This window comes from Chromohalobacter marismortui (genome assembly GCF_004364315.1).
In the GTDB taxonomy this organism is placed as follows: domain Bacteria; phylum Pseudomonadota; class Gammaproteobacteria; order Pseudomonadales; family Halomonadaceae; genus Chromohalobacter; species Chromohalobacter marismortui.
On sequence record NZ_SOBR01000002.1, the window covers coordinates 458,500 to 479,663 of the forward strand.

Below are 21,164 nucleotides of genomic sequence, written 5' to 3' on the forward strand. Positions count from 1 at the left end.
CGCGAACAAGTTCGCTCCCACAGGTGCTTTGCCCATAGCTGGCCTTGCGGGAACGAACGTGTGGGAGGGAGCCCTAGCCCATCGGCGAGGTCCCTCCCTTGCGGCGGTATTGCCTCACCAGCGATAGCTCACCTTGGCCATGACCTCACGGCCCTGGTTGTAGAAGTCCGCCGTGCCGGAACCGACCACGTGCTGCTCGTCGAGCAGGTTGCTGACGTGGACGGTCAGGTCGGTATCGCGGATGAACTGGTAGCTGAAGGAAGCATCGAAGAGCGTCGTTGCCTCGCTTTTTGCCGTGTTGGCGGCATCGAAGTAGTAGGCGCCGAGATAGCGGGCGCCAAGCCCGAAGCTCATGTTGCGTTCCGGCAATGTGTAATGCGTCCACAGCGAGGCCATGTGCTTCGGCGTGGTGGTGAAGTCGTTGCCTTCCAGCGAGGTGCCGTCGCGGAGCGTACCGCGCAGTACCTCTGATTCCATGTAGGAATAGCCGCCGGTCAAGCTGAGGTTGTCGGTCAACTCGGCCTTGGCTTCCAGATCCAGCCCGCGTACCCGCGATTCACCGATGGTTTCGCGCTCGATGGTGCCGTTGTCCTGCACGACCGCGATGGTGACATCATCCTTGTTCAGCTCGTAGACCGCCGCCGAGAACAGCGCATTCATGCCGAAGGGCGCGTACTTCACGCCGAGTTCGTACTGCTCGCCACGTTCGGGCGTCACGCCGATCTCGGGGGGCGCGACCGATTCCGCATAGCTGATATAGGAGGAAACCTCGTCGGTGACCTTATAGGTCAATGCGCCTCGCAGGGAGATTTCCGAGAAGTCACCCGAAGACGCGGTGTCGGTGAGCAGGTTGGTGCTGGAAAGCTCGAGATGGTCGTTGCGCACCCCCGCCGTGACGATGACACGGTCGTAGAAGGACAGGTTCTGGGTCACGAAGACCGCCCGCGTCTCGTAGTCGCGTCGCTCGGCATTGTAGACGCTCAGACTGCTCGGCGGACCGCTGTAGACGGGGTCCGCGATATCGATGGGGCTTGCCGGCGCGTAAACCGAGGTCTCTTCGCTGGACGCATCGCGATACTCGACCCCCGCCAGGGTGCTGCTGTCGATGACGTCGAAGCTGGCATCGTATTGCAGGATGGCGTTGCCGATCAGCTCCTGGGCGTCGCTGTCGGTGCCGATATAACTGCGGTCCACCACCGTGCCGACACGGTCGACGCTGTCCGTCAGATAGACGTAGCCGAAGTCGTCGGTCAGGTCGCTGTAGCGCAGGTTGCTCCGCAGGGTCAGGCCGTTGCCGAAATCATGAGTGAGCATGCCGGTGGCGCTGGTCCGCTCGACATCGTGAAAGTTGTAGGCCGGCTCACCGAAGAATTCGCTGCGATCGTATTCCCGGTCGAACGGATAGCCGCCGCTGTTGGGGGTGTTGTCGCGGTTCAGGTAATCGAGGATCAGCGTCGCCGAGGTACTCTCCGTCGGTTCCCAGGTCAGCCCGCCCATCAGGAACTCGCTGTCGTCCCGGGAGTGATCGTATTCACGCTCGCTGTCCTTGACCTTGCCGGTGATGCGGTACGCCAGGGTCTGGCTGTCGTTCAGCGTGTCGCCCACGTCGAGGCCGACCTCCTTGCGAGCGAAGGAGCCGTACCCCACGTAGCCTTCACCGAATGACTCGAACCGCGGCCGCTTGCTCACGAAGTTGACCGACCCACCCGGGTCCGCCGGGCCGAACAGGGTGGAATTGGCACCCCGCAGCACCTCGACGCGCTCATAGGCGTAGGGTTCCTCGCGAACGCCGCGCATCGAGCCCAGCGTCAGCCCATCGCGGTAGCTGGTGGCCTGGAAGCCACGGATCTTGAAGTAGTCGTTGCGGTCGTCGGTGGCATAGTACCCGGTCATGATGCCCGGCGTGTATTGCAGGACGTCCTCGGTGGTGGTGGCGTTGCGTTGCTCGATCTCCTTTTCGGTGATGACCGAGACGGAAGCGGGGGTGTCCTGGATGCTGGTCGCGACCTTGCCGCCCATCCAGAGTTCCCGCGCCACGATGGTGCTCGTATTGTCGTCACGCAGGGCCTGCGCGTTGACGATAACGGGCGCGAGGCGATAATCCTGCTCATCGCCATCGCCGGCACCTGTTTCTTGCGCGTTGGCGCCTGCGGGAAAGGCCATCAGCGGCGCGCAGCAGAGCAGTGCGGTGGTGGTCCCCTGCCAACGTACCCCTGCCATGCGCGGTTCTTGCTTGTCGTTCGCCATGCTCGGGTCCCTTGATGATTCGGCAACCTGCTTGGATCGCCTTATGTTTTTTGGACTGCGTCATAGTGTGTGAGGTCACCCTCACCCACTCAACGCGAAAGTCATTGATAGTATTTTTCATTTGCATTCATTGCAATCAGATCCGCTCTTCCACGAACGCCTCGATCCATCTTGGAGCTCCTCCGTTCCCTGACTTTGCCCCGTGGGACGGACGCCCCCCCCGGTGAGGGTGTTCCTGTCGCGGCTCGGCAAAATGCTAGACTGAGGGCTTCGCCATGATCGGAGCATCTTCGTCGCCATGTCCGCCGTCACGCCCAATGCCCTGTCCGTCAGTGAACTCAACCGCCAGGCCCGCCTGATGCTGGAGCGGGGGTTCGGAGAATGCTGGGTGGAGGGGGAAGTCTCGGGGGTGGCGCGGCCGGCGTCGGGGCATATCTATTTCACGCTCAAGGACGACCGCGCCCAGTTGCGCTGCGCGTTCTTCCGCAACCGGGCACGCTTGATGCGGACGCCGCTCAAGGACGGCGACCGGCTACGGGTGCGCGGGCGCGTGTCGGTATTCGAGCCACGTGGCGACTATCAGTTGATCGTCGAGGCGGTGCAGGCATCCGGGGAAGGCGAACTGCTGGCGGCGTTCGAGCGGCTCAAGGCGAAGCTGTCCGCCGAGGGCGTCTTCGCCAACGCGCGGCCGCTGCCCTGCCCGCCCCGTCACCTGGCCATCATCACCTCGCCCACCGGCGCGGCGATTCGTGACGTGCTGGCGGTGTTACGCCGCCGTTGGCCGTCGCTGGAGGTGACGATCCTGCCGGTGCCGGTGCAGGGGCGCGAGGCGCCGCCGGCGATCATTCGTGCCATCGCCCAGGCCAATCAACGCGCTCAGTCGCCGGGCGATACTGTCGATGCATTGCTCGTCACCCGCGGCGGCGGCAGCCTGGAGGATCTGTGGGCGTTCAACGATGAGCACCTGGCGCGGGCGATCCATCACTCCCGCCTGCCGGTGATGTCGGCGGTGGGGCATGAAGTGGATGTCACGCTGGCGGATTTCGCCGCCGACGAGCGCGCCCCCACGCCGTCCGCCGCCGCCGAGCGACTGGTACCCGACTGGCGCGAGTGGCGAGCGCAGCTGCAAGCCGCCGAACGCGGCCTGGCACGCGCCATGCAGGCACGCCTGGAGCGCGACGGTCAGCGCCTCGATCATGCCCGGGCGCGGCTACGGCATCCCGGTGAACGCCTGGCCGAGCAACGTCGGCGCCTGGAGAGTTGGGACACGCGGCTGCGGCTTGCCATGCGGCGGCGACTCGACCGCGAGCATCAGCATCACGAGACGCTGACGCGCCGCGTGGAACGCCAGGATCCGCGCCTTGCCATCGAGACGTATCGGCAACGCCTGACGACACTGGAACGTCAGCTGCATGCCGCCCTGCCGCGCCGCCTCGAGCAGTCGCGGGAACGCCTCGAGGCCCTGGCCCGCGAGCTCAATGCGGTCAGCCCGCTGGCGGTGCTGGGTCGCGGTTATGCCATTCTCGAGGACGACGAGCGCCATATCGTGCGTCACGCCCATGACACCCAGCCCGGCCAGACCCTCACCGCGCGACTCGGCGAGGGGCGGTTGAAGGTGGAGGTGAAGCGTCGTTTCAAGCGTTAGACACTGTCTGAAAACTGCCGCCGCGTGAATTCAGCGCTGGGCGCGGCGCGATGGCGTGTCGTCGTTCTGCGCCGACTGCGGGTGGGTACTGGGCTTGAAGCTGCTGGGTTCCAGATCGTGGCGCGCCAGCAGCTTGTAGAAGTCGGTACGGTTGCGCCCGGCGATGCGCGCGGCCTGGGTGACGTTGCCCTCGGTGATCTTCAGCACCTTGACCAGATAGCTGCGTTCGAAGCCCGCGCGCGCCTCGTTGAACGAGGGCAGCGCGTTTTCCTCGGCCGCCAGCGCCTGGGCCACCAGGGCTTCGGGGATGATCGGCGAGCTGGTCAGCGCCACGCACTGCTCGACCACGTTGACCAGCTGGCGCACGTTGCCCGGCCAGGCGCTGGAGGCCAGCAGGTTGAGCGCCTCCGACGAGAAGCCTTTGACGAAGGGCTTGTGGCGCTCGGCGGCCTGCCCCACCAGGTACTTGGCCAGTAGCGGCACGTCTTCGGCACGCTCCTTGAGGGCCGGCAGCTTGAGGTTGACGACGTTGAGGCGGTAATAAAGGTCCTCGCGGAAGTCGCCTTCATGCATGGCACGGTCGAGGTCGCGGTGCGTGGCGGAGATGATGCGCACGTCGATGGGCACCGAGGTGGTCGAGCCCAGCGGGCGGATCTGGCGTTCCTGCAGCGCGCGCAGCAGCTTGACCTGCAAGGACAGCGGCATGTCGCCGATCTCGTCGAGGAACAGGCTGCCGCCGTTGGCGGCGAGAAACAGCCCCTCGTGCTGGCTCACCGCGCCGGTGAAGGCGCCCTTGGCGTGGCCGAACAGCTCGCTTTCCAGCAACTGCTCGGGCAGCGCGCCGCAGTTGATGGCCACGAAGGGCTTGTCGGCGCGTCCGCTCGCCTGATGGATGGCATTGGCCAGCAGTTCCTTGCCCGAGCCGGAGGCCCCGGTGATCAGCACGCTGACATCGGAGGCCGCCACCATGCGCGCCTGCTCGAGGATGCGTTCCATCTGCGGGCTGCGGGTGATGATCTCGGCACGCCAGGCATCGTCGCCGGCGCCATGCGTGCTCGCCGTCTGTGACAGGGCCTCCTCGATGGCGGCGAACAGTTCGTCGCGGTCCACCGGCTTGGTGAGGAAGCTGAACACCCCCTGACGCGTGGCACTCACCGCGTCCGGGATCGAGCCATGCGCGGTGAGAATGATCACCGGCATGCCCGGCGCACGGCGCTGCAGTTCATGAAACAGTGCCATGCCGTCCATTTCATCCATGCGCAAATCGGAGAGCACCAGATCGGGACGGTCCTCGGTCAGGCAATCCAGTGCCTGGCGTCCGCTTTCAGCGGTGGTCACGCGGTAACCTCGACTTTCCAGGCGCATGCCCAGCAACTTGAGCAGGCTAGGGTCGTCATCGACCAGCAGAATATGCGCAGCGGCGTGCTTCACGTCTTTCTCCTTGGGCTCACTCGCACCGTCATGGCGATTGCTCATGGCGCGAATTGATACTCTGTTCGATGGCCGTCAGGGCGTCGAGTTTCTCGGCGAGTTCATCGCGCTCTCGCATCAACGCCTGGCGGCGCGATTCGCTCTTGACCAAGTCGGCGGCCAGGGCCCGGCGACGCTCGAGACCATTGAGCCACTGTTGCAGCAAGGGCTGCAGGCGGCTCGGCGCCGCCGAAATCTCCGCCTTGTAAAGCTCTGATGCCTGTTCCCAGCCATCGCGCTCCCCCCACGCCAGTACCGTGGCGCGCGCCAGCTTGAGATGCGGCATATCGCCGTCCAGGCGCGTCAGCATGATCTGGCGCCATTCGCCATCCCCGCGTTGCGCCGCCAGCCCGAAGGCGACCCAGTCATCCATCAGGCAGACGTTATCCGCCAACGTGGGAATGTCATCATTGCAGGACGTGATCGCGGCTGCCGGCGGGGACGTGTCTTGTGTCATCCACTGGCACCCGGTCAGCAGCGAGCCAGCGCACAATGCCACTAGCAGCATCCGGATGTTCATGCGTTCGAGTTCCTTGCGTCTAGCGCCGGTGTCGTCGTGGCCGGCGTCGTTATGGAGGCGTCGTCGCCATCGGTTCCTTCCGCCGGCGGCGTCACGTCGGGCAGTGTCAGTCGAAAGCAGACCGGGAAGGTCTCATCCTCGACCAACTCCAGGCGTCCATTTTGAACCCTGGCGCAATCGGCCGCTACAGACAAGCCGATGCCGGATCCCTTGAGGGCGCCCTGGCGCCGCATGCGGCCTTGATAGAACGCCTCGAAGAGACGCGAACGGTCGTCATCGTCGATGGGCTCGCCGCTATTGGCGACATCGACCACCAGCCAGGACGCATGTTGCCAGGCACGTAGCGCCAAATGGCCGTTATCCTCACCGTACGCAATGGCATTGGAAATCAGGTTATCCAGAATCCGCGCCGTGCGATCCCGGTCCGCCCGCCAGGGCAAGGGCGTATGCCGGGGCCAGTCAACGTGCATGCCCTTCTTGTCGAGCGCCAAGCGATGCTTGGTGAGCACTTCCTGGATCACCGTGACCAGGTCGAAACGCGTCACGTTGAGACCACGGCTGTGCTGCATGAGATTATAGTCGAGCAACTGCTCGATCAGCGCCTGAAGTTCCTGACCACTGACATCGATCAAGCCGACGATCTCCTGCTGTCGCTCGCTCAATGCTCCGGCGACTCCGTCGGAGAGCAGGGCCGTGCCTTCGCGCACGCTGGCCAGCGGTGTCTTCAACTCGTGAGACATATGGCGTAGAAACTGCTGCTTCTGGGCCTCCAGCTCGGTGAGACGCCCCGAGAGCCATGTCAGTCGCTCGCCCAGGCTGACCAGTTCCGCTGGCCCTTGGATATGCTGCGGCGAGGCCGGTTCCATGCCGCTGCCCAGGCTCAATATCCGCCGCTCGAGCTGACGGATGGGACGAATGATCAGACAGGTGAAGATCAACATCAGTCCCAGGCTGACCGAGACCAACGCGGCGGTCTGCATCCATAGCTGCGTGCGCACGGTGCTGGCACGCTCACGGATGTTCTCGATGCGCGCATCGATGAGCGTATTGATCGCCTGGCGCACGTTTTCCGTACGTTCCGAGAAGTCGCGGAAGATCGCCAATCGGGCGTGGAATTCGTCGGCCGGCAATTGCGTCAGTTCATTGAGTTGGTTCAATTGCTCACGCAAGCGGGGAATGTCGGGATTATCGGGCAGCAAGGGGGCAAGCGTGTCGAGCAACTCCGCGTAACGCTGGGACTTCTCGTTGTAGATGCTGAGCAATCCCGCCTGCTCGAGCACCGCATATTGGCGAGCGCTGCGCTCCATTTCCAAGGCCAGATTGCTCAAGGTGCGGGCGCGACGAGTTTGCTCCACCGCCTGGCGCGCGCTGACATCGGCCAACGACGACAGCTCGGAAAGGGCCTGGCCGGCCTGGAACATGAGTACGGCAATCGGCAGCATCACCATCACGAAGGCGAGCAATACCAATTGCAACAACGAACGAGGACGCCAGCGGCGGGAGACCCGAGTGGTCATGAGCGCGATTCTATGCAGAAGTAGGGTGGATGCCATGTCAGCTTATCCGCATAGGATAACAGAGTTGCGTTTGCATGCCGGTCTTCGCATCACTACACCGGTTCGAAGCAAGGGAACCTTCCCAGCAAGGTAACGTCCCGTCCAGTCCATGCACACTCGCCACATTCACCCGATGCACGACGGCATCAGCAAGACGCGCAAAAAAAGTGGGCCGGAAAGACCGGCCCAAGGTACGCAGGGAACTGAAGGGTCAAGTGAACACTCTCGAACATCCACCTGGCTGAACTCTCGAGAGTGATCGAGGGGCTCGAAAGCCCACGAAGCCATGAGGTCCATACATTGCCAGGAAAAGGCCCTCATGTTGACGGCAGAGCCGCCACTTCGTTTCGTGTGCCACGTCGCCAAGGGGCGGCGCGGCGATGTTAGCCCCCGAAGGGGGTGGCATCCATGCCTGGGCATCCTTGCCCTTTTGGTACCCTTCCATGCCCGAAGGCGGTACCCGTCTCATCGCAACCTAAGTCACACATCGCGTGGAGCAGACACTGATCGATCCAACCTGGACTCAACGCACAGGGTGGTGGTCGAAACGCCCTGGGTTGGTCGATCAAGAAACGGTTCGAGCCGTGTTGAACCGTTTCCCGTTGCTCACCCCATGTATTGCGATTGCCGTGCCAGTTTTTAAAAAACAATTTAAAAACAGATACTTGAAAAACACTTCTTCACGCCAACAGCGCACGCCAGGCGCTGACAGCGCGATTAACGGGCATCAGGGTGCCGATAACGTCGCCACTGACCAACGCTCTTTCGCCGATATACATAAAAACCAATAAAAACAGATAGTTAAAATGTCTCTCTTTGGAGACAGTCCGCCGGATGGACGCGACACTGCATGCCGGCGAATGGGCGAGCCTGGGGGCCGCCTTGCCGTCGCACGGCGGCACAGGGCGGCACAGGGCAAGGTCTCAACCGAGGGGTTTGAGCAACACCTTGGATTGGCGCGCATGGTTATAGGAGTCGCGCCGCAGGTGCGGTAACGCCTCGACCCCGTCGAGACGAAAGCCGCGCTCGAGAAACCAGTGCGTGGTGTGGGTAGTGAGTGCAAACAAGGCGCTGTAGCCGCGCCGGCGGGATTCACGCTCGACCTCGGCCAATAGCAGATCGCCGCGCGCGCCACCGCGATAATCGCCATGCACGGCGACACAGGCCAGTTCCCCCATCTCCGCCTCGGGGTAGGCATGCATGGCACTGCAACCGATGATCATGCCGTCGCGCTCGATCACCCAGTAGTCCTCGATCTGATGCTCGAGCCGCTCCCGCGAGCGCGCCACCAGCATGCCGCGCTCCTCCAGCGGGCGCAGCAGTTCGAGCAAGCCGCCCACGTCTTCCAGGGTCGCACGGCGCAACTGCTCGTAGCGGTGCTGGGTGATCATGGTCCCCACCCCATCGCGGGTGAACAGCTCGCCAAGCAGGGCGTCGCGATCGTGCCAGGTCAGCAGGTGCGTGCGTGCCACGCCATGGCGCGCCGCTTCGCACGCCGCGCCCAGGTGACGCGCCAGCTCGCTGCCCGGTGCGGCCTGACGCCGTAACGGCTCGGCCTCCAAGGGAGTGAGCTGGCGCTGCAACATGCCGCTGGCATCATGCAACCCCGCCGCGTCACCGAGCAGAATCAGCTTGTCGGCGCCCAACCCCATGGCCACGTGCTGGGCGACATCGGCGGCGTCGAGATCGAAGACTTCACCGGTACTCGAATAGCCCAACGGCGGCACCAGTACCAGCGTTTCCTTCGCCAGCAGTTCGGCGATGGCCTTGCTGCGCACGCGACGCACCTCGCCGCTGCGATGGAAATCGATGCCATCGCGCACCCCCAACGGCTTGGCGGTCACCAGATTGCCGGAGACCACCGTCAGCTCGACGCCGTGCAGCGGCGTATTGGGGAGTCCCAGCGACAGGCGTGCTTCGATCTTGAGGCGCAGCTCGGCGGCGATGCGTTCGACATGGCGCATGATCGCCTCGTCGGCCACCCAGCGCCCGTCGATCCGGCGCGGCTCGATCCCCGCTTCGCTCAACGCCTCACCGACCTGCGGACGAATGCCGAACACCATCACCAGGCGCACGCCCAGGGTGTTCAACAACGCCAGGTCTTGAAGCAGCGGCTCCCATCGCTCGGATGCCAATGCCTCGCCTTCGATGAGCACCACGAAGGTACGCCCGCGATGCGCATTGATATACGGAGACGAATTGCGAAACCAATCGGCGAAGGGAAAACGAGTGTTCAAGGCCCGCGCTCCAGCTGCAGGAAGAAAGAGACACTGACTATATCAGAGGCACAAAAACGGCGGCACCTTTCGGGTGCCGCCGTTCGCTTCGGGCTTCGAGCGCCAGATTCGGGGCGCTGTAAAGAGCGGCTTCGGGCTTCGACAGCATTTTAGCCCGTGGCTCGTGGCTCGTGGCTCGTGGCTCGTGGCTCGTCAGCCGAACATGCCCTTGAACATGAAGAAGAACATGATCGACAGCAACGCCCCGGCCGGTAGCGTAATCACCCAGGACAACACGATGGTGCCCAGCACGCGCAGATTGAGTGCGGTGATGCCGCGTGCCAGGCCGACCCCGAGTACCGCACCGACCAGCGTCTGCGTCGTGGAGACCGGCAAACCGGTCCCCGAGGCCAGGACGACGGTCGTCGCCGCCGCCAGGGTCGCCGCGAAACCGCGACTCGGCGTCAGCTCGGTAATTCCCGTGCCCACCGTGGCGATGACCCGGTGACCATAGGTGACCAGACCCACGACGATACCGCCGCCGCCGAGTACCAGTACCCACCACGGCAACGCGGCCGCACCGCTGACATCACCGCTCGACTCGACGACGCTGATGACCGCCGCCAGCGGCCCCACGGCGTTGGCGACATCGTTGGAGCCGTGGGCGAAGGCCATGGCGCAGGCGGTGAACATCATCAGCACACCGAACACGCGTTCGACGCTATTGAAATCGAACGGCGAGTCACCGCGTTGACGCTTGGTACGATCGACGCGATTTTCCATCAGGATACCGATGACCATCACCACCAGACCGATGCCGATCGCAGTCAACAGGCTGTCGCCGAAGCTCATTTGCAGCCCGACATGCGAAAGCCCCTTGACCAGGGTGACCATCGCCACGATGAAGCCGACCAGGAAGATATACCCCGGCACGTAACGCTTGGCGGCGGCGAAGGGATCGTGGTTTTCGAAGATCAGCAACTGCACCGACTTGAACAGCGCGAAGGCGATGGAGCCTGCCAACAGCGGCGACACTACCCAGCTCGCCGCGATCTGGGCGACCTTGGGCCAGCCGACGGAGTCGACCCCCAGCCCGGCGACCGCGAACCCGACGATGGCGCCGACGATGGAGTGCGTGGTGGACACCGGCCAGCCGCGTATGGAGGCGATGAGTAGCCATAGTCCGGCAGCCAGCAACGAGGCCAGCATGCCGTAGACCAGCAACTGCGGGTCATCGGACAACAAGCTGGGGTCGATGATGCCCTTACGAATGGTGTCGGTGACCTGCCCCCCGGCCAGCCACGCGCCGAGGAACTCGAACACCACGGCGATGAGAATCGCCTGACGGATGGTAATGGCCTTGGACCCCACCGAGGTCCCCATGGCATTGGCCACGTCGTTGGCCCCTACCCCCCAGGCCATGAAGAAACCGAAAATGCAGGCGAGAATGATGAAGACATCGCCGTATTGCGCAATGATGGACATAGGCAAGTTCTATCTGGCTGGCGTGAGACGGAAAATCACACGGCCCGCATTCAGCGGGCCGTGAGAATCTGGAGACGACTGCCGACGCGCTCGGCGCGGTCGGACAGCTCACCGATCCATTCGATGATCTTGTAAAGGAACATCACATCGACCGGTGGCAACTCGGCTTCCAATTGGAAGAGCTGGCGGCGAATCTGTACCTGTTGATCGTCGGCCTGGTGCTCGAGATCGTGCAGGTCACGGATGAAGTTCTGCATGACATCCGAGACGTTGCGACCGAAGCCGGAATCGAGCAGCTCCTGAAGTTCTTCGAGCGCCTTGCGTGCCTGACCGACGGTGGCAATGGCGGTGTCGAGATAGGCGCGCATCGCCGGTGCCAGCGCGTCCGGCACTTGCATTTGGCGACCCAGCATGATGCCGGTGATATCGCGTGCCTTGTTGGCGATCTTGTCCTGTACGCTGATCAACTCCAGCAGATCCGAGCGCGAGACCGGCAGGAACATGCTGTTGGGAAGATTGAGGCGCAACTCGGTCTTGAGGGTATCGGCCTCGTGCTCGAGCGCGGTAATCGCTTCGCGATGCGCGGCGGCGGCGTCCCAGTCGCCCGCCTGCGTGGCATCGAAAAACGGCAGGAGTCGCTCGGCGCATTCGCTTGTCTTGACGATATGCGCCAGCAAGGGCTCGAACGGCGAACGCCCGAACAACGCCGAAAACGGATTGGAAGTCACCATAATGTCATATTCGATGCGTTGGAAATGGCGGCGTCAGTATAGTGACTGCACCCCTTCGCGTCATCGAAAATTCATCATCTTGTCATCAACGCAATAGGTCCGGCATGGCTCAAGAAATCGAACTCAAGCTCGCCCTCGGCGCCAGCGGCCCACATGCGCTGCGTCAGCATCCGCGACTCGCGGGCCACGACATGCAGCGCGCGTGGCTGGCCAACACGTATTACGACACGCCCGAACGCGCCCTGGAGCGCGCACGCATCGCATTGCGTATTCGCCACACGCCCGACGGTTATCTGCAAACCCTCAAGACAGCGGGCAGCGGCCAGGGCGGACTCCATGCCCGCGGCGAATGGGAATGGCCGATCGATGGCGACGAACTGGACGTCGCCGGCATCCGTCAGCATGCGCCGGACACCATCGACGACGCGGCTCTCGCCCGTCTCGTCCCACGCTTCACCACCGACTTCACCCGCGAGCGCTGGGACATCGTCGAGGCGGATGCCACCATCGAGGTCGCGCTGGATATCGGCACCATCCACGCCGGTGGCCGGCAAGTGCCGATCCGCGAACTCGAGCTCGAGCTCAAGACAGGCAGCGCCGATGCCCTGTGGCAATTGGCCGCCTCCCTCGCCGACGGCGTGGCGCTGCGTCCCGCCAACGCCAGCAAGGCCCAGCGCGGCGCCGCCCTGCAAGATGGCTGGACGCTTCCCGACCACGCCGCAGATGCCCAGAGCCACTGGAACGCGGCGCTCGAAGCGCTGGATGCCTGGCAGGACACGGGGCATGCAGACTACCGTCATCGCGCGGGCAGCCATCTGGAAGCACTTGGCGGTAACGCCGCTCGACGCCTGGCGACCACCTTGCGCCACGCCGACGACGCGCGGCCCGATACCTGGCTCACGCCCGAGATGAGCCGCGACTGGCTCGCCGCCTGGCACCACGCCACCACCTGACCGATGCGCCACAGGAGATCGATCGTTGACGCTGCCTTTCGAACCCGCCGATACAGGTCTGCGCAAGACACTGTTCCACATCATCTTCGAGTCCGACACGCGGGCCGCGAAGATCTTCGACATCCTCCTCATCACGTTGATTCTACTCAGCGTGGCAGTGGTGTTCGTGGACAGCGTGCCGAGCCTTCACGCCCGCTTCGGCGGGGTGTTCTACCTGCTCGAATGGGGCTTCACGCTGCTCTTCACATTGGAGCTGGCGGTACGGCTTTACTGCCTGGAGCGCCCGCTGCGCTACTTGAAGAGCTTCTATGGCATCGTCGATTTGCTCTCCATCCTGCCCACCTGGCTCAGCCTGCTGATACCCGGCGCTCAGACGCTTCTCGTCGTGCGCGTGCTACGCGCGTTACGTGTCTTTCGCGTGTTGCGGCTGATGGAGTTCGTCGGCGAAGGCCGCATGCTGACGCAGGCGCTGGCGCGCAGCTATCGCAAGGTCATGCTGTTTCTATTCACGGTGCTGCTGATCATTACCATCTTCGGCGCGCTGATCTACGTGATCGAGCCACCGGAGGCCGGCTTCACCAGCATGCCGCGTGCGATGTACTGGGCCATCGTCACGCTGACCACGGTGGGGTATGGCGACATCACTCCCATCACCCCGCTGGGCCAATTCATCTCGGCGTGCATGATGATCCTGGGGTACTCGATCATCGCCGTGCCCACCGGGGTCTTCTCGGCGGAGGTGATCCGCTCGATCCACGCAGAACGTTACTCCGAAGAAGCCTGCCCCGGCTGCGGGCACGAAGGGCATGAACGCGACGCCAAGTACTGCCGCAAATGCGGCACCTGGCTCGACGAGGAAACCCGCGATCCGCGCCTGAAAGATGACACGGACGGCGCCTCACAGGAGGGGCACTGACCGCATGGTCGTTGACGCTTTGTGAGAGACCCCCGCCGGTGACAAGTCGGCGCGAGGAGCGTTCGTCATGAATGACGACTGCAGCGCTCGAGGCAGGGGCATGGCGCGCTCGAGCAGGCTTGTCACCGCGTCTTGCTACTCTTTCATCCTTCGTACTTACTGAAACGGTGCCACATCTCCGCGTCCCTCGCGGACGACGGTCGGCGGCATCTCGCGGAGATCGACCACCGTGGTCGGGTCCAGGTGGCAGGCCCCGCCGTCGATGACGGCCTCGAGATGCGCGCCAAAACGCTCACGAATGGCCTCGGGGTCGGTCATCGGCAGGTCGTCGTCGACGGGAATCAGCGTCACGCTCATCAACGGCTCGCCCAGTGCCGCGAGCAACGCATGGCTGATGCGATGGTCCGGCACGCGTACCCCGATGGAACGCCGCTTGGGGTGCAACAGCAGACGTGGCACCTCGTTGCTGGCATTGAGAATGAAGGTATACGGCCCCGGCGTATGCGCCTTGAGCAGGCGGAACACGTCGTTATCGACCTTGGCGTAAGTACCGATCTCGGACAGGTCGGAACACACCAGCGTGAAATTGTGCTTGTCATCCAGCGAGCGTAGCCACTTGATCTTCTCGATGGCTTTTTTCTCACCCAGGCAGCAACCGAGCGCATAGCCGGAATCGGTGGGATAGGCGATCACGCCACCACCGCGCAACAACGAGATCGTCTGATCGATGAGACGTTTCTGCGGGTTGTCGGGATGAATCTGAAAGAACTGGGTCATGCCTGCCTCCTTGGGCCGGAAGAACAAACCGGAAGAACCGAGGACCGAACGTGCTGTGTAGCGAGGGCACTGGGCCGCACGACGTGCCTCGTCCCCAGCATAGGGCCTGTTGCCGTTTCGACGCGAACCGCGTTGCTGCGCCAAATGGCGCCAGGCCCTGGCCTTACGCGGCGAATCTCGCCAGCTTGGGGTGACGCCATACCGGCGTCACCGAGCAACGCGGTGGCGCACTCATCACGCCCGGCGCCAACGGCCCGCCCGGATAGTGAAAATCGCTGCCTTGCGATCCCATGAGATCGCGCGCTTCGAGTTGGCGGGCCAGGTCGCGCCCCACGTCGGCGTTCTGATGCCCGCTGATCAATTCGGCGGCTTCCCCGCCGGCTTCGCGGAAGCTGTCCAGCAGCTGGCTGCGCTTGCGATGCGTAAGGCGATAGCGCAGCGGATGCGCGAGTACCGCAATGCCCTGACTGTCGCGAATCCATTCGACGACTTCGCTGAGATACGGCCAATGGGTCTTCACGTCACCGGGCTTGCCGGCGCCCAGATACTTCTTGAAGGCCGTCGGCATGTCCGGCACCACGCCCGCGGCCACCAAGGCCTTGGCGAAATCCGGCCGCCCCAGAGGGCGCTCGCTGCCGGCCTGCTCGCGGGCCCGCGCCAGAGCGTCGTCGAGACCGATCTTTTCCAGGCGTCGGGCGATTTCCTGGGCTCGCGACACACGGGCCTGGGCCTGCGTCTCGAGCCCAGGTATCAGGGCGCCACTGGCCCCCTCGGGCAACAACGCCACCACGTGAATGCCGATACCCCGCCACAAGGTGGATAACTCGCTGCCCGCCAGGCAACGCATGCCCAGGCTTTGCGCATGGCGCTGGGCCTCGGCGACACCGGCCACGGTGTCATGATCGGTCAGGGAGAAACGCGTGACGCCCTTGGCGTGACAGGCGTCGGTCAACGCTTGCGGCGATAGCGCGCCATCGGAGGCGGTCGAATGCATGTGCAGGTCGAGGCCGAGATCGGCATCGAAGGTATCGGGCAGGGGCGGTAAGGGTTGGCTCATGGGCATGACGCGGTGCGGCGTCTTTGTCAGAATAGGCTCGCCATAGTGCTCGCTTGCGTTGCGCTGGGTCAATTCCCGTGCCACGCCGGCACCTCACAGGATGCTCGCCGATGAAAATGTTCTTGGATTTTCTGCCCATCGTATTGTTTTTCGCGGTGTATCACTTCAGCGGCGATATTCTACTCGCTACCTTGGTGCTGATTCCCGCCACGCTACTGCAGGTCGCCTTCATGTGGTGGCGCTATCGCCGTGTGGAAAAGATGCAACTGGTGACCCTGGTACTGGTCGTCGTCATGGGCGGGGCGACCGTGCTGTTTCACAACCCGGCATTCATCCAGTGGAAGCCGACCGTGGTCAACTGGCTATTCGCCCTCGCCTTCCTGCTCGCGCCGCTGTTCGGTGGCAAGACGCTCGTGGAGCGCATGATAGGCAAGGCCATCACGCTCCCCGCCGCCACCTGGCGCCGCCTCAACCTCGCCTGGGCGCTCTTCTTCATGGCGCTGGGCGCGCTCAATGTGTATGTCTTCAAGACCTACGACGAGGCCACCTGGGTCAACTTCAAGCTGTTCGGCATGCTGGGGCTGACCCTGCTGTTCGTGCTCGGCCAGGGCATTTATCTGGCCCGTCACATGCCCCGCGATACGCTTTCGCAAAACGACCAACAGAAGGATGACGTCTGATGCTTTACTCGATCGTGAGCGACGATGTGCAAGACAGCCTCGAACGCCGCAAGGCGGCGCGCCCGGACCACCTGGCGCGTCTCGAGAAACTCCGCGACGAAGGGCGCCTGGTCCTCGCCGGGCCCAGCCCCGCCGTGGATGCCGAGGACCCGGGCGAAGCCGGCTTCACCGGCAGCGTGGTGATCGCCGAGTTCGACAGCCTGCAGGAAGCCCAGGCGTGGGCCGACGCCGATCCCTTCGTGATCGCCGGCGTCTACGCCAAGGTCACCGTCAAGCCGTTCAAGAAGGTCTTGCCGTAACGCACGCTTATCCACACCTGGGCGCCACGCTTTTGTGCACACCAGGTGTGGATAAAACTGTGAAGAGGCGGCGGACGGCTTTCCAGATCGCCGTTATCACGCCGCCTTGCCGATTTCGATCAATTTTTGACCAGACTTTGACCTGGTAGCGAGTGCCATGCCCGCCGTTTCGCGTCCCCTGCCGCCACTGACCGCCCTCGCGCCGCCCGACCTGGAATGGCGCGCCGACGATGTCAGTGACGCGCCCTATTCCAGCGTCTACGACGATGTGTATTTCTCGCGCCACGACGGCCGCGCCGAGACCGCTCATGTCTTCGTGAAGGGCAACCGCCTGCCCGAGCGTTTCGCCGCCTGGCGCGAGACACGGGCGTTCGTGATCGGCGAAACCGGCTTCGGCACCGGCCTCAACATGCTGTGCGCCTGGGCGTGTTTCGAGCGCCATGCCCCCACCGCGGCCCGCCTGCACCTGGTATCCACCGAGAAATATCCCTTGCCGCGCGACGCTCTGGCGCAGGCGCTGGCGATCTGGCCCGACCTGGCCGCGCAGGCTCGCCCGCTGCTCGACCAATGGCCCGAGCCGCTCAGCGGCGTGCACCGGCTATGGCTCTCCGAGCGCGTCACCCTGGATCTGCACTTCGGCGATGCCGCCGAGCGTCTGGCGCGTCTCGATGGCCGTGTCGACGCCTGGTTCCTGGATGGTTTCTCGCCGGCCAAGAACCCCGACATGTGGCAACCCGAGCTGTTCGCGGCGATGGCTGACGTCAGCCGTCCTGGCGCCACCTTCGCTACCTTCACCTGCGCCGGGGTGGTCAAGCGCGGGCTGCGCGCTGCGGGCTTCACCTGGCGCAAGACACCCGGCTTCGGCCGCAAGCGCGAGATGCTGTGCGGCGAGATCGCCGCGCCGCCGGATGACAGGCGACGCGCGGCGACGCCCTGGTTCACGCCACCGCGCGCTCGCCCCGCTCGGCAGGTGGTGGTCATCGGGGCGGGGCTCGCCGGCACCAGCGTGGCCGCCGCCCTGGCCCGCCGCGGGGTCGCGGTCACGCTGCTCGAGCGCGACGCCCCCGGCGCGGGCGCTTCCGGTAACCGCCAGGGCGCGCTCTACGTCAAGCTCGCCGCCGAGACCAATCCGCAGAGCCGTGTCTATCTCGCCGGCCTGCTGTACACGCGGCGCTGGCTGACCACCCTCGACCCCGAGCAGCGCCTGTGGCAGGACTGCGGCGTGCTGCAGCTGGCGCCCGGCGCCAAGGAAGCCACCCGCCAGCAGCGCTTCCTGGCCCATCACGCCCTGCCCGAGCGCGTGGTGCACGGCGTGGACGCCGCCACCGCGAGCCAGGCCGCCGGCACACCGCTCGACGCCCCGGGACTCGACTATCCCCAGGCCGGGTGGGTGCGTCCCGACCGGCTGTGTCGGCAGCTGGCGGCAAGCCCTGGCATCACCCAGCGGTGCGGCGAGGCGCACGATCTCGACTTCGATGCCGACGCCGCTGCCTGGCGCATCGCGCTGACCGATGGCAGCACGCTCATGGCCGATCATGTGGTCGTCGCCACCGCCCACGAGACACCGCGCTTCACGCCGCTGGCCGGCCTGCCGCTCAAGCCGATTCGCGGCCAGCTCACCCACGTGCCGGTGCCCGCCGATGCGCCGTCATTGGCACGCGTGGTCTGCGCGGGCGGCTATGTCGCCCCGGCGATGGACGGCGTGCTCAGCCTCGGCGCGACCTTCGCCCCCGGCGATACCGACACCGCCGTGCACGCGGCCGACCACGCCCGCAATCTGGCTGAATTCGAGGCCACTCTGCCCGCCTTCGCCGAGGCGCTGCGCGACGCCGGTGTCAGGCTCGATCCGGCCGCCTGCGAGGGCCGCGCCAGCCTGCGCGCCGCCAGCCCCGACAAGTCGCCCTACGCCGGGCCGGTGCCCGTGCGCGAGGCCTGGCTCGACGACTACGCCGTGCTCGGCAGTGATGCGCGCCGTGTCCCCGACACGCCGGGGCAGCATCACCCCGGTCTGTGGGTCAGTGCCGCGCATGGCTCGCGGGGGCTGGCCAGCGCGCCGCTGTGCGCCGAGGTCATCGCCTCCCGCCTGTGCGACGAGCCGCTGCCGCTGGAACGCGAGCTGGTCGACCATCTGCATCCCGGTCGCCGTCTCATCGCCGATATCATTCGCGGAAACGCGACTCGCGAAAACGCTACACTATCGACGTCATCGCCGAACGATGATGCCCAGACGTCACCGACCACCACCGAGACGCCATGAGTCAGATTCCCCAAGCGGTCCGCGAGCGGGCCGACACCCTGCACCAGCAGCTGGACGACGCCAACCACCAGTACTACGTCGAGGACGATCCGCAGATCACCGATGCGGAATACGATGCCCTGCTGTGCGAGCTGCAGTCACTGGAAGCCGAGCACCCCGAGCTGGTAACGCCGGATTCCCCCACGCAACGCGTCGGCGCGGCTCCCGCCGAGCGTTTCGAGGAAGTGACCCATGCCGTGCCCATGCTGTCGCTGGACAACGCCTTCGACGATGCAGGGCTGGCGGCCTTCGTCAAACGCGTCGCGGACAAGCTCGAGCGTGATGGCGAAACGCTCGCGTTCTGCTGCGAACCCAAGCTCGACGGCCTGGCCGTGGCGCTGGTCTACGAGAACGGCCAACTGGTCCAGGGGGCCACACGCGGTGACGGACGTACCGGCGAGGACGTGACACTCAACCTGCGCACGGTGCGCTCCATTCCGCTCAAGCTGCGCGGCGACGCCGTGCCCGCGCTGATCGAGGTACGTGGCGAGGTCTACATGCGCCACTCGGGGTTCGAGGCGCTCAATGAACGCGCCCGCGAAAACGGCGACAAGGTGTTCGCCAACCCACGCAACGCCGCCGCCGGCAGCCTGCGCCAGTTGGATTCCTCGATCGCCGCCGCACGGCCACTGGAGTTCTGTGCTTACCAGGTCGCCCGGCTGGAGGGTGAGGATGACGCTCGCTCGCATTCCGATTATCTCAAGCGCCTGAGGACGTTGGGCTTTCGCACCAGTCCATTGCTCGACGTGGTCCAGGGCGAGCGCGGCGTGATCGACTTTTGCCATCGCCTGGGCGAGCAGCGCGACGGCCTCGACTACGACATCGACGGCGCCGTGCTCAAGGTGGATAGCCTGCGCGATCAGCGCGAATTGGGCTTCGTCGCTCGTGCGCCGCGCTGGGCCATCGCCTACAAGTACCCGGCCCAGGAGCAGATGACGGTACTCAACGACGTGGCGTTCCAGGTCGGTCGTGTCGGCACGCTGACACCGGTGGCCAAGCTGGAGCCGGTTCAGGTGGCCGGTGTCACCGTCTCCAATGCCACGCTGCACAACATGGATGAGGTCGCGCGCCTCGGCGTACGTATCGGTGATACCGTCATCGTGCGGCGTGCCGGTGACGTCATCCCGCAGATCGTGGGCGTCGTCGAGACGCAACGCCCGGCCGAGACTCGCACCATCGAGATGCCGACCGCGTGTCCGGTCTGCGGATCGCAGATTGAGCGCACCGAGGGCGAGGTCGCCGCCCGCTGCTCCGGCGGGCTCTACTGCCCGGCCCAGCGCAAGGAGGCGTTGAAGCACTTCGCCAGCCGCCGCGCGCTGGATATCGACGGCCTGGGCGAGAAGCTGATCGACCTGCTGGTCGAACGCGACTGGGTCCAGACACCGGCGGACCTGTTCCGGCTCGAGGCCGAGCGGCTTGCCGAACTGCCTCGGCTGGCGGAAAAGTCCGCCAACAACCTGGTCAACGCGCTGGAAGCCGCCAAGCGCACCACGCTGGCGCGCTTCATCTACGCCATCGGCATTCGTGAAGTGGGTGAGGCCACCGCCGCGAGCCTGGCGCGCCATTTCGGCTCGTTACAGGCATTACGCGAGGCCACGTTGGAGGCGCTGGAAGCCGTCGAGGACGTGGGGCCGGTCGTGGCCCGGCATATCCACACCTTCTTCCGTCAGCCCCACAATCAGGAAACCCTGGACGACCTGATCGCCGTCGGCCTCACTTGGGATGAAATCGAGATCGCCGATCGCCCTCAGCCGCTCGCCGGCCAGACCTGGGTGCTGACCGGCAGCCTGGAAAGCATGACCCGCGATGACGGCAAGGCGCGTCTGCAGGCGCTCGGCGCCAAGGTCTCGGGCAGCGTGTCCAGGAAGACCGCCGCGCTCGTCGCCGGCGAGGCGGCGGGCAGCAAGCTCGACAAGGCACGCGAGCTCGACGTGGAAGTGCTCGACGAAAATACCTTCCTGCAACGACTCATCGAGTGGGAAAACGCGGAGGAAACCCCATGAGCGGACGTTTCATCGAAGTGCCCTACCGCATGCTGCCGGCCGACACGCTGGATGCATTGCTGGAGGGCTTCGTCACCCGCGAAGGCTACGATACCACCGATGAAGGCGAAGGCATGCCGGCCTGGGTCCGTGAACTCAAAGGCCAGCTCGAGCGCGGTGAGTTACTGATCGCCCATGACCTGCAAACGGAGACCACCGAGGTCATGACGCTGGCCCAATGGCAGGCGTTCGGACGCCAACTGGCCGACGACGAGGAAGAGGGATAGCCAGTCCCTGCCACGCAAAAAGGGCGCCACACAATGGCGCCCTTGGG

18 protein-coding genes are annotated in these 21,164 nt (G+C 64.7%); 9 read left to right on the top strand and 9 right to left on the bottom strand.

What is annotated here, in order from left to right; genetic code table 11:
- Positions 1 to 114: 114 nt before the first annotated feature.
- Positions 115 to 2,247, bottom strand: a complete 2,133-nt coding sequence (locus C8E00_RS05385; protein ID WP_133695415.1) for a TonB-dependent siderophore receptor — start codon at positions 2,245 to 2,247, stop codon at positions 115 to 117.
- Between the two features lie 298 nt (positions 2,248 to 2,545).
- Between C8E00_RS05385 and xseA the strand changes: the two genes are divergently transcribed.
- Complete coding sequence (gene xseA / locus C8E00_RS05390; RefSeq protein ID WP_133695417.1) at positions 2,546 to 3,892, top strand: exodeoxyribonuclease VII large subunit; 1,347 nt, start codon at positions 2,546 to 2,548, stop codon at positions 3,890 to 3,892.
- 30 nt (positions 3,893 to 3,922) lie between these two features.
- Here xseA and glrR read toward each other — a convergent pair whose 3' ends face one another.
- The 3 genes from glrR to C8E00_RS05405 are packed head-to-tail and all read right to left on the bottom strand — an operon-like array spanning position 3,923 to position 7,399.
- Positions 3,923 to 5,323, bottom strand: a complete 1,401-nt coding sequence (glrR, locus tag C8E00_RS05395) for a two-component system response regulator GlrR (protein WP_133695420.1) — start codon at positions 5,321 to 5,323, stop codon at positions 3,923 to 3,925.
- 28 nt (positions 5,324 to 5,351) lie between these two features.
- The gene (locus C8E00_RS05400; protein WP_133695422.1) at positions 5,352 to 5,882 is read right to left on the bottom strand and encodes a hypothetical protein; all 531 of its coding nucleotides are present in this window, start codon (positions 5,880 to 5,882) and stop codon (positions 5,352 to 5,354) included.
- Entirely contained in the window at positions 5,879 to 7,399 is a 1,521-nt protein-coding gene (locus C8E00_RS05405) for a sensor histidine kinase (RefSeq protein ID WP_166638257.1), read from the bottom strand. Before C8E00_RS05405 ends, C8E00_RS05400 begins: the two co-directional genes overlap by 4 nt.
- Positions 7,400 to 7,929: 530 nt before the next feature.
- On the opposite strand from C8E00_RS05405, the gene C8E00_RS05410 reads away from it, so the two are divergent.
- Positions 7,930 to 8,229 carry a hypothetical protein gene (locus C8E00_RS05410; protein WP_133695427.1) on the top strand — a complete coding sequence of 100 codons (300 nt, stop codon included), beginning with the start codon at positions 7,930 to 7,932 and terminating at the stop codon, positions 8,227 to 8,229.
- Positions 8,230 to 8,361: 132 nt separating this feature from the next.
- Here C8E00_RS05410 and argA read toward each other — a convergent pair whose 3' ends face one another.
- The 3 genes from argA to C8E00_RS05425 form a co-directional block, all read right to left on the bottom strand.
- Complete coding sequence (gene argA / locus C8E00_RS05415; RefSeq protein WP_133695429.1) at positions 8,362 to 9,675, bottom strand: amino-acid N-acetyltransferase; 1,314 nt, start codon at positions 9,673 to 9,675, stop codon at positions 8,362 to 8,364.
- Between the two features lie 192 nt (positions 9,676 to 9,867).
- Positions 9,868 to 11,139, bottom strand: coding sequence for an inorganic phosphate transporter (locus tag C8E00_RS05420; RefSeq protein ID WP_133695432.1), 1,272 nt, complete (start codon positions 11,137 to 11,139; stop codon positions 9,868 to 9,870).
- 50 nt (positions 11,140 to 11,189) lie between these two features.
- Complete coding sequence (locus C8E00_RS05425; protein ID WP_133695434.1) at positions 11,190 to 11,870, bottom strand: TIGR00153 family protein; 681 nt, start codon at positions 11,868 to 11,870, stop codon at positions 11,190 to 11,192.
- Positions 11,871 to 11,974: 104 nt separating this feature from the next.
- On the opposite strand from C8E00_RS05425, the gene C8E00_RS05430 reads away from it, so the two are divergent.
- Entirely contained in the window at positions 11,975 to 12,823 is an 849-nt protein-coding gene (locus tag C8E00_RS05430) for a CYTH domain-containing protein (protein ID WP_133695436.1), read from the top strand.
- Between the two features lie 25 nt (positions 12,824 to 12,848).
- Positions 12,849 to 13,739 carry an ion transporter gene (locus C8E00_RS05435; RefSeq protein WP_243833116.1) on the top strand — a complete coding sequence of 297 codons (891 nt, stop codon included), beginning with the start codon at positions 12,849 to 12,851 and terminating at the stop codon, positions 13,737 to 13,739.
- 156 nt (positions 13,740 to 13,895) lie between these two features.
- On the opposite strand, the gene C8E00_RS05440 is transcribed toward C8E00_RS05435, so the two are convergent.
- The gene (locus C8E00_RS05440) at positions 13,896 to 14,516 is read right to left on the bottom strand and encodes an L-threonylcarbamoyladenylate synthase (protein ID WP_133695438.1); all 621 of its coding nucleotides are present in this window, start codon (positions 14,514 to 14,516) and stop codon (positions 13,896 to 13,898) included.
- 163 nt (positions 14,517 to 14,679) lie between these two features.
- Positions 14,680 to 15,573: a PHP domain-containing protein gene (locus C8E00_RS05445; protein WP_133695440.1), complete on the bottom strand. Its 894-nt coding sequence runs from the start codon at positions 15,571 to 15,573 to the stop codon at positions 14,680 to 14,682.
- A 110-nt stretch (positions 15,574 to 15,683) separates the two neighbouring features.
- On the opposite strand from C8E00_RS05445, the gene C8E00_RS05450 reads away from it, so the two are divergent.
- The 5 genes from C8E00_RS05450 (at position 15,684) to C8E00_RS05470 (ending at position 21,117) form a co-directional block, all read left to right on the top strand.
- Positions 15,684 to 16,253 carry a septation protein A gene (locus tag C8E00_RS05450; RefSeq protein WP_133695442.1) on the top strand — a complete coding sequence of 190 codons (570 nt, stop codon included), beginning with the start codon at positions 15,684 to 15,686 and terminating at the stop codon, positions 16,251 to 16,253.
- Positions 16,253 to 16,552, top strand: a complete 300-nt coding sequence (locus C8E00_RS05455; protein WP_011506012.1) for a YciI family protein — start codon at positions 16,253 to 16,255, stop codon at positions 16,550 to 16,552. The genes C8E00_RS05450 and C8E00_RS05455 overlap by 1 nt, the downstream gene beginning before the upstream one ends.
- A gap of 157 nt (positions 16,553 to 16,709) precedes the next feature.
- Complete coding sequence (gene mnmC / locus C8E00_RS05460) at positions 16,710 to 18,809, top strand: bifunctional tRNA (5-methylaminomethyl-2-thiouridine)(34)-methyltransferase MnmC2/FAD-dependent 5-carboxymethylaminomethyl-2-thiouridine(34) oxidoreductase MnmC1 (RefSeq protein ID WP_133695445.1); 2,100 nt, start codon at positions 16,710 to 16,712, stop codon at positions 18,807 to 18,809.
- Complete coding sequence (gene ligA / locus C8E00_RS05465) at positions 18,806 to 20,851, top strand: NAD-dependent DNA ligase LigA (protein WP_133695447.1); 2,046 nt, start codon at positions 18,806 to 18,808, stop codon at positions 20,849 to 20,851. Before mnmC ends, ligA begins: the two co-directional genes overlap by 4 nt.
- Positions 20,848 to 21,117, top strand: a complete 270-nt coding sequence (locus C8E00_RS05470) for a YheU family protein (protein WP_133695450.1) — start codon at positions 20,848 to 20,850, stop codon at positions 21,115 to 21,117. Before ligA ends, C8E00_RS05470 begins: the two co-directional genes overlap by 4 nt.
- The last annotated feature ends 47 nt before the right edge of the window (positions 21,118 to 21,164 follow it).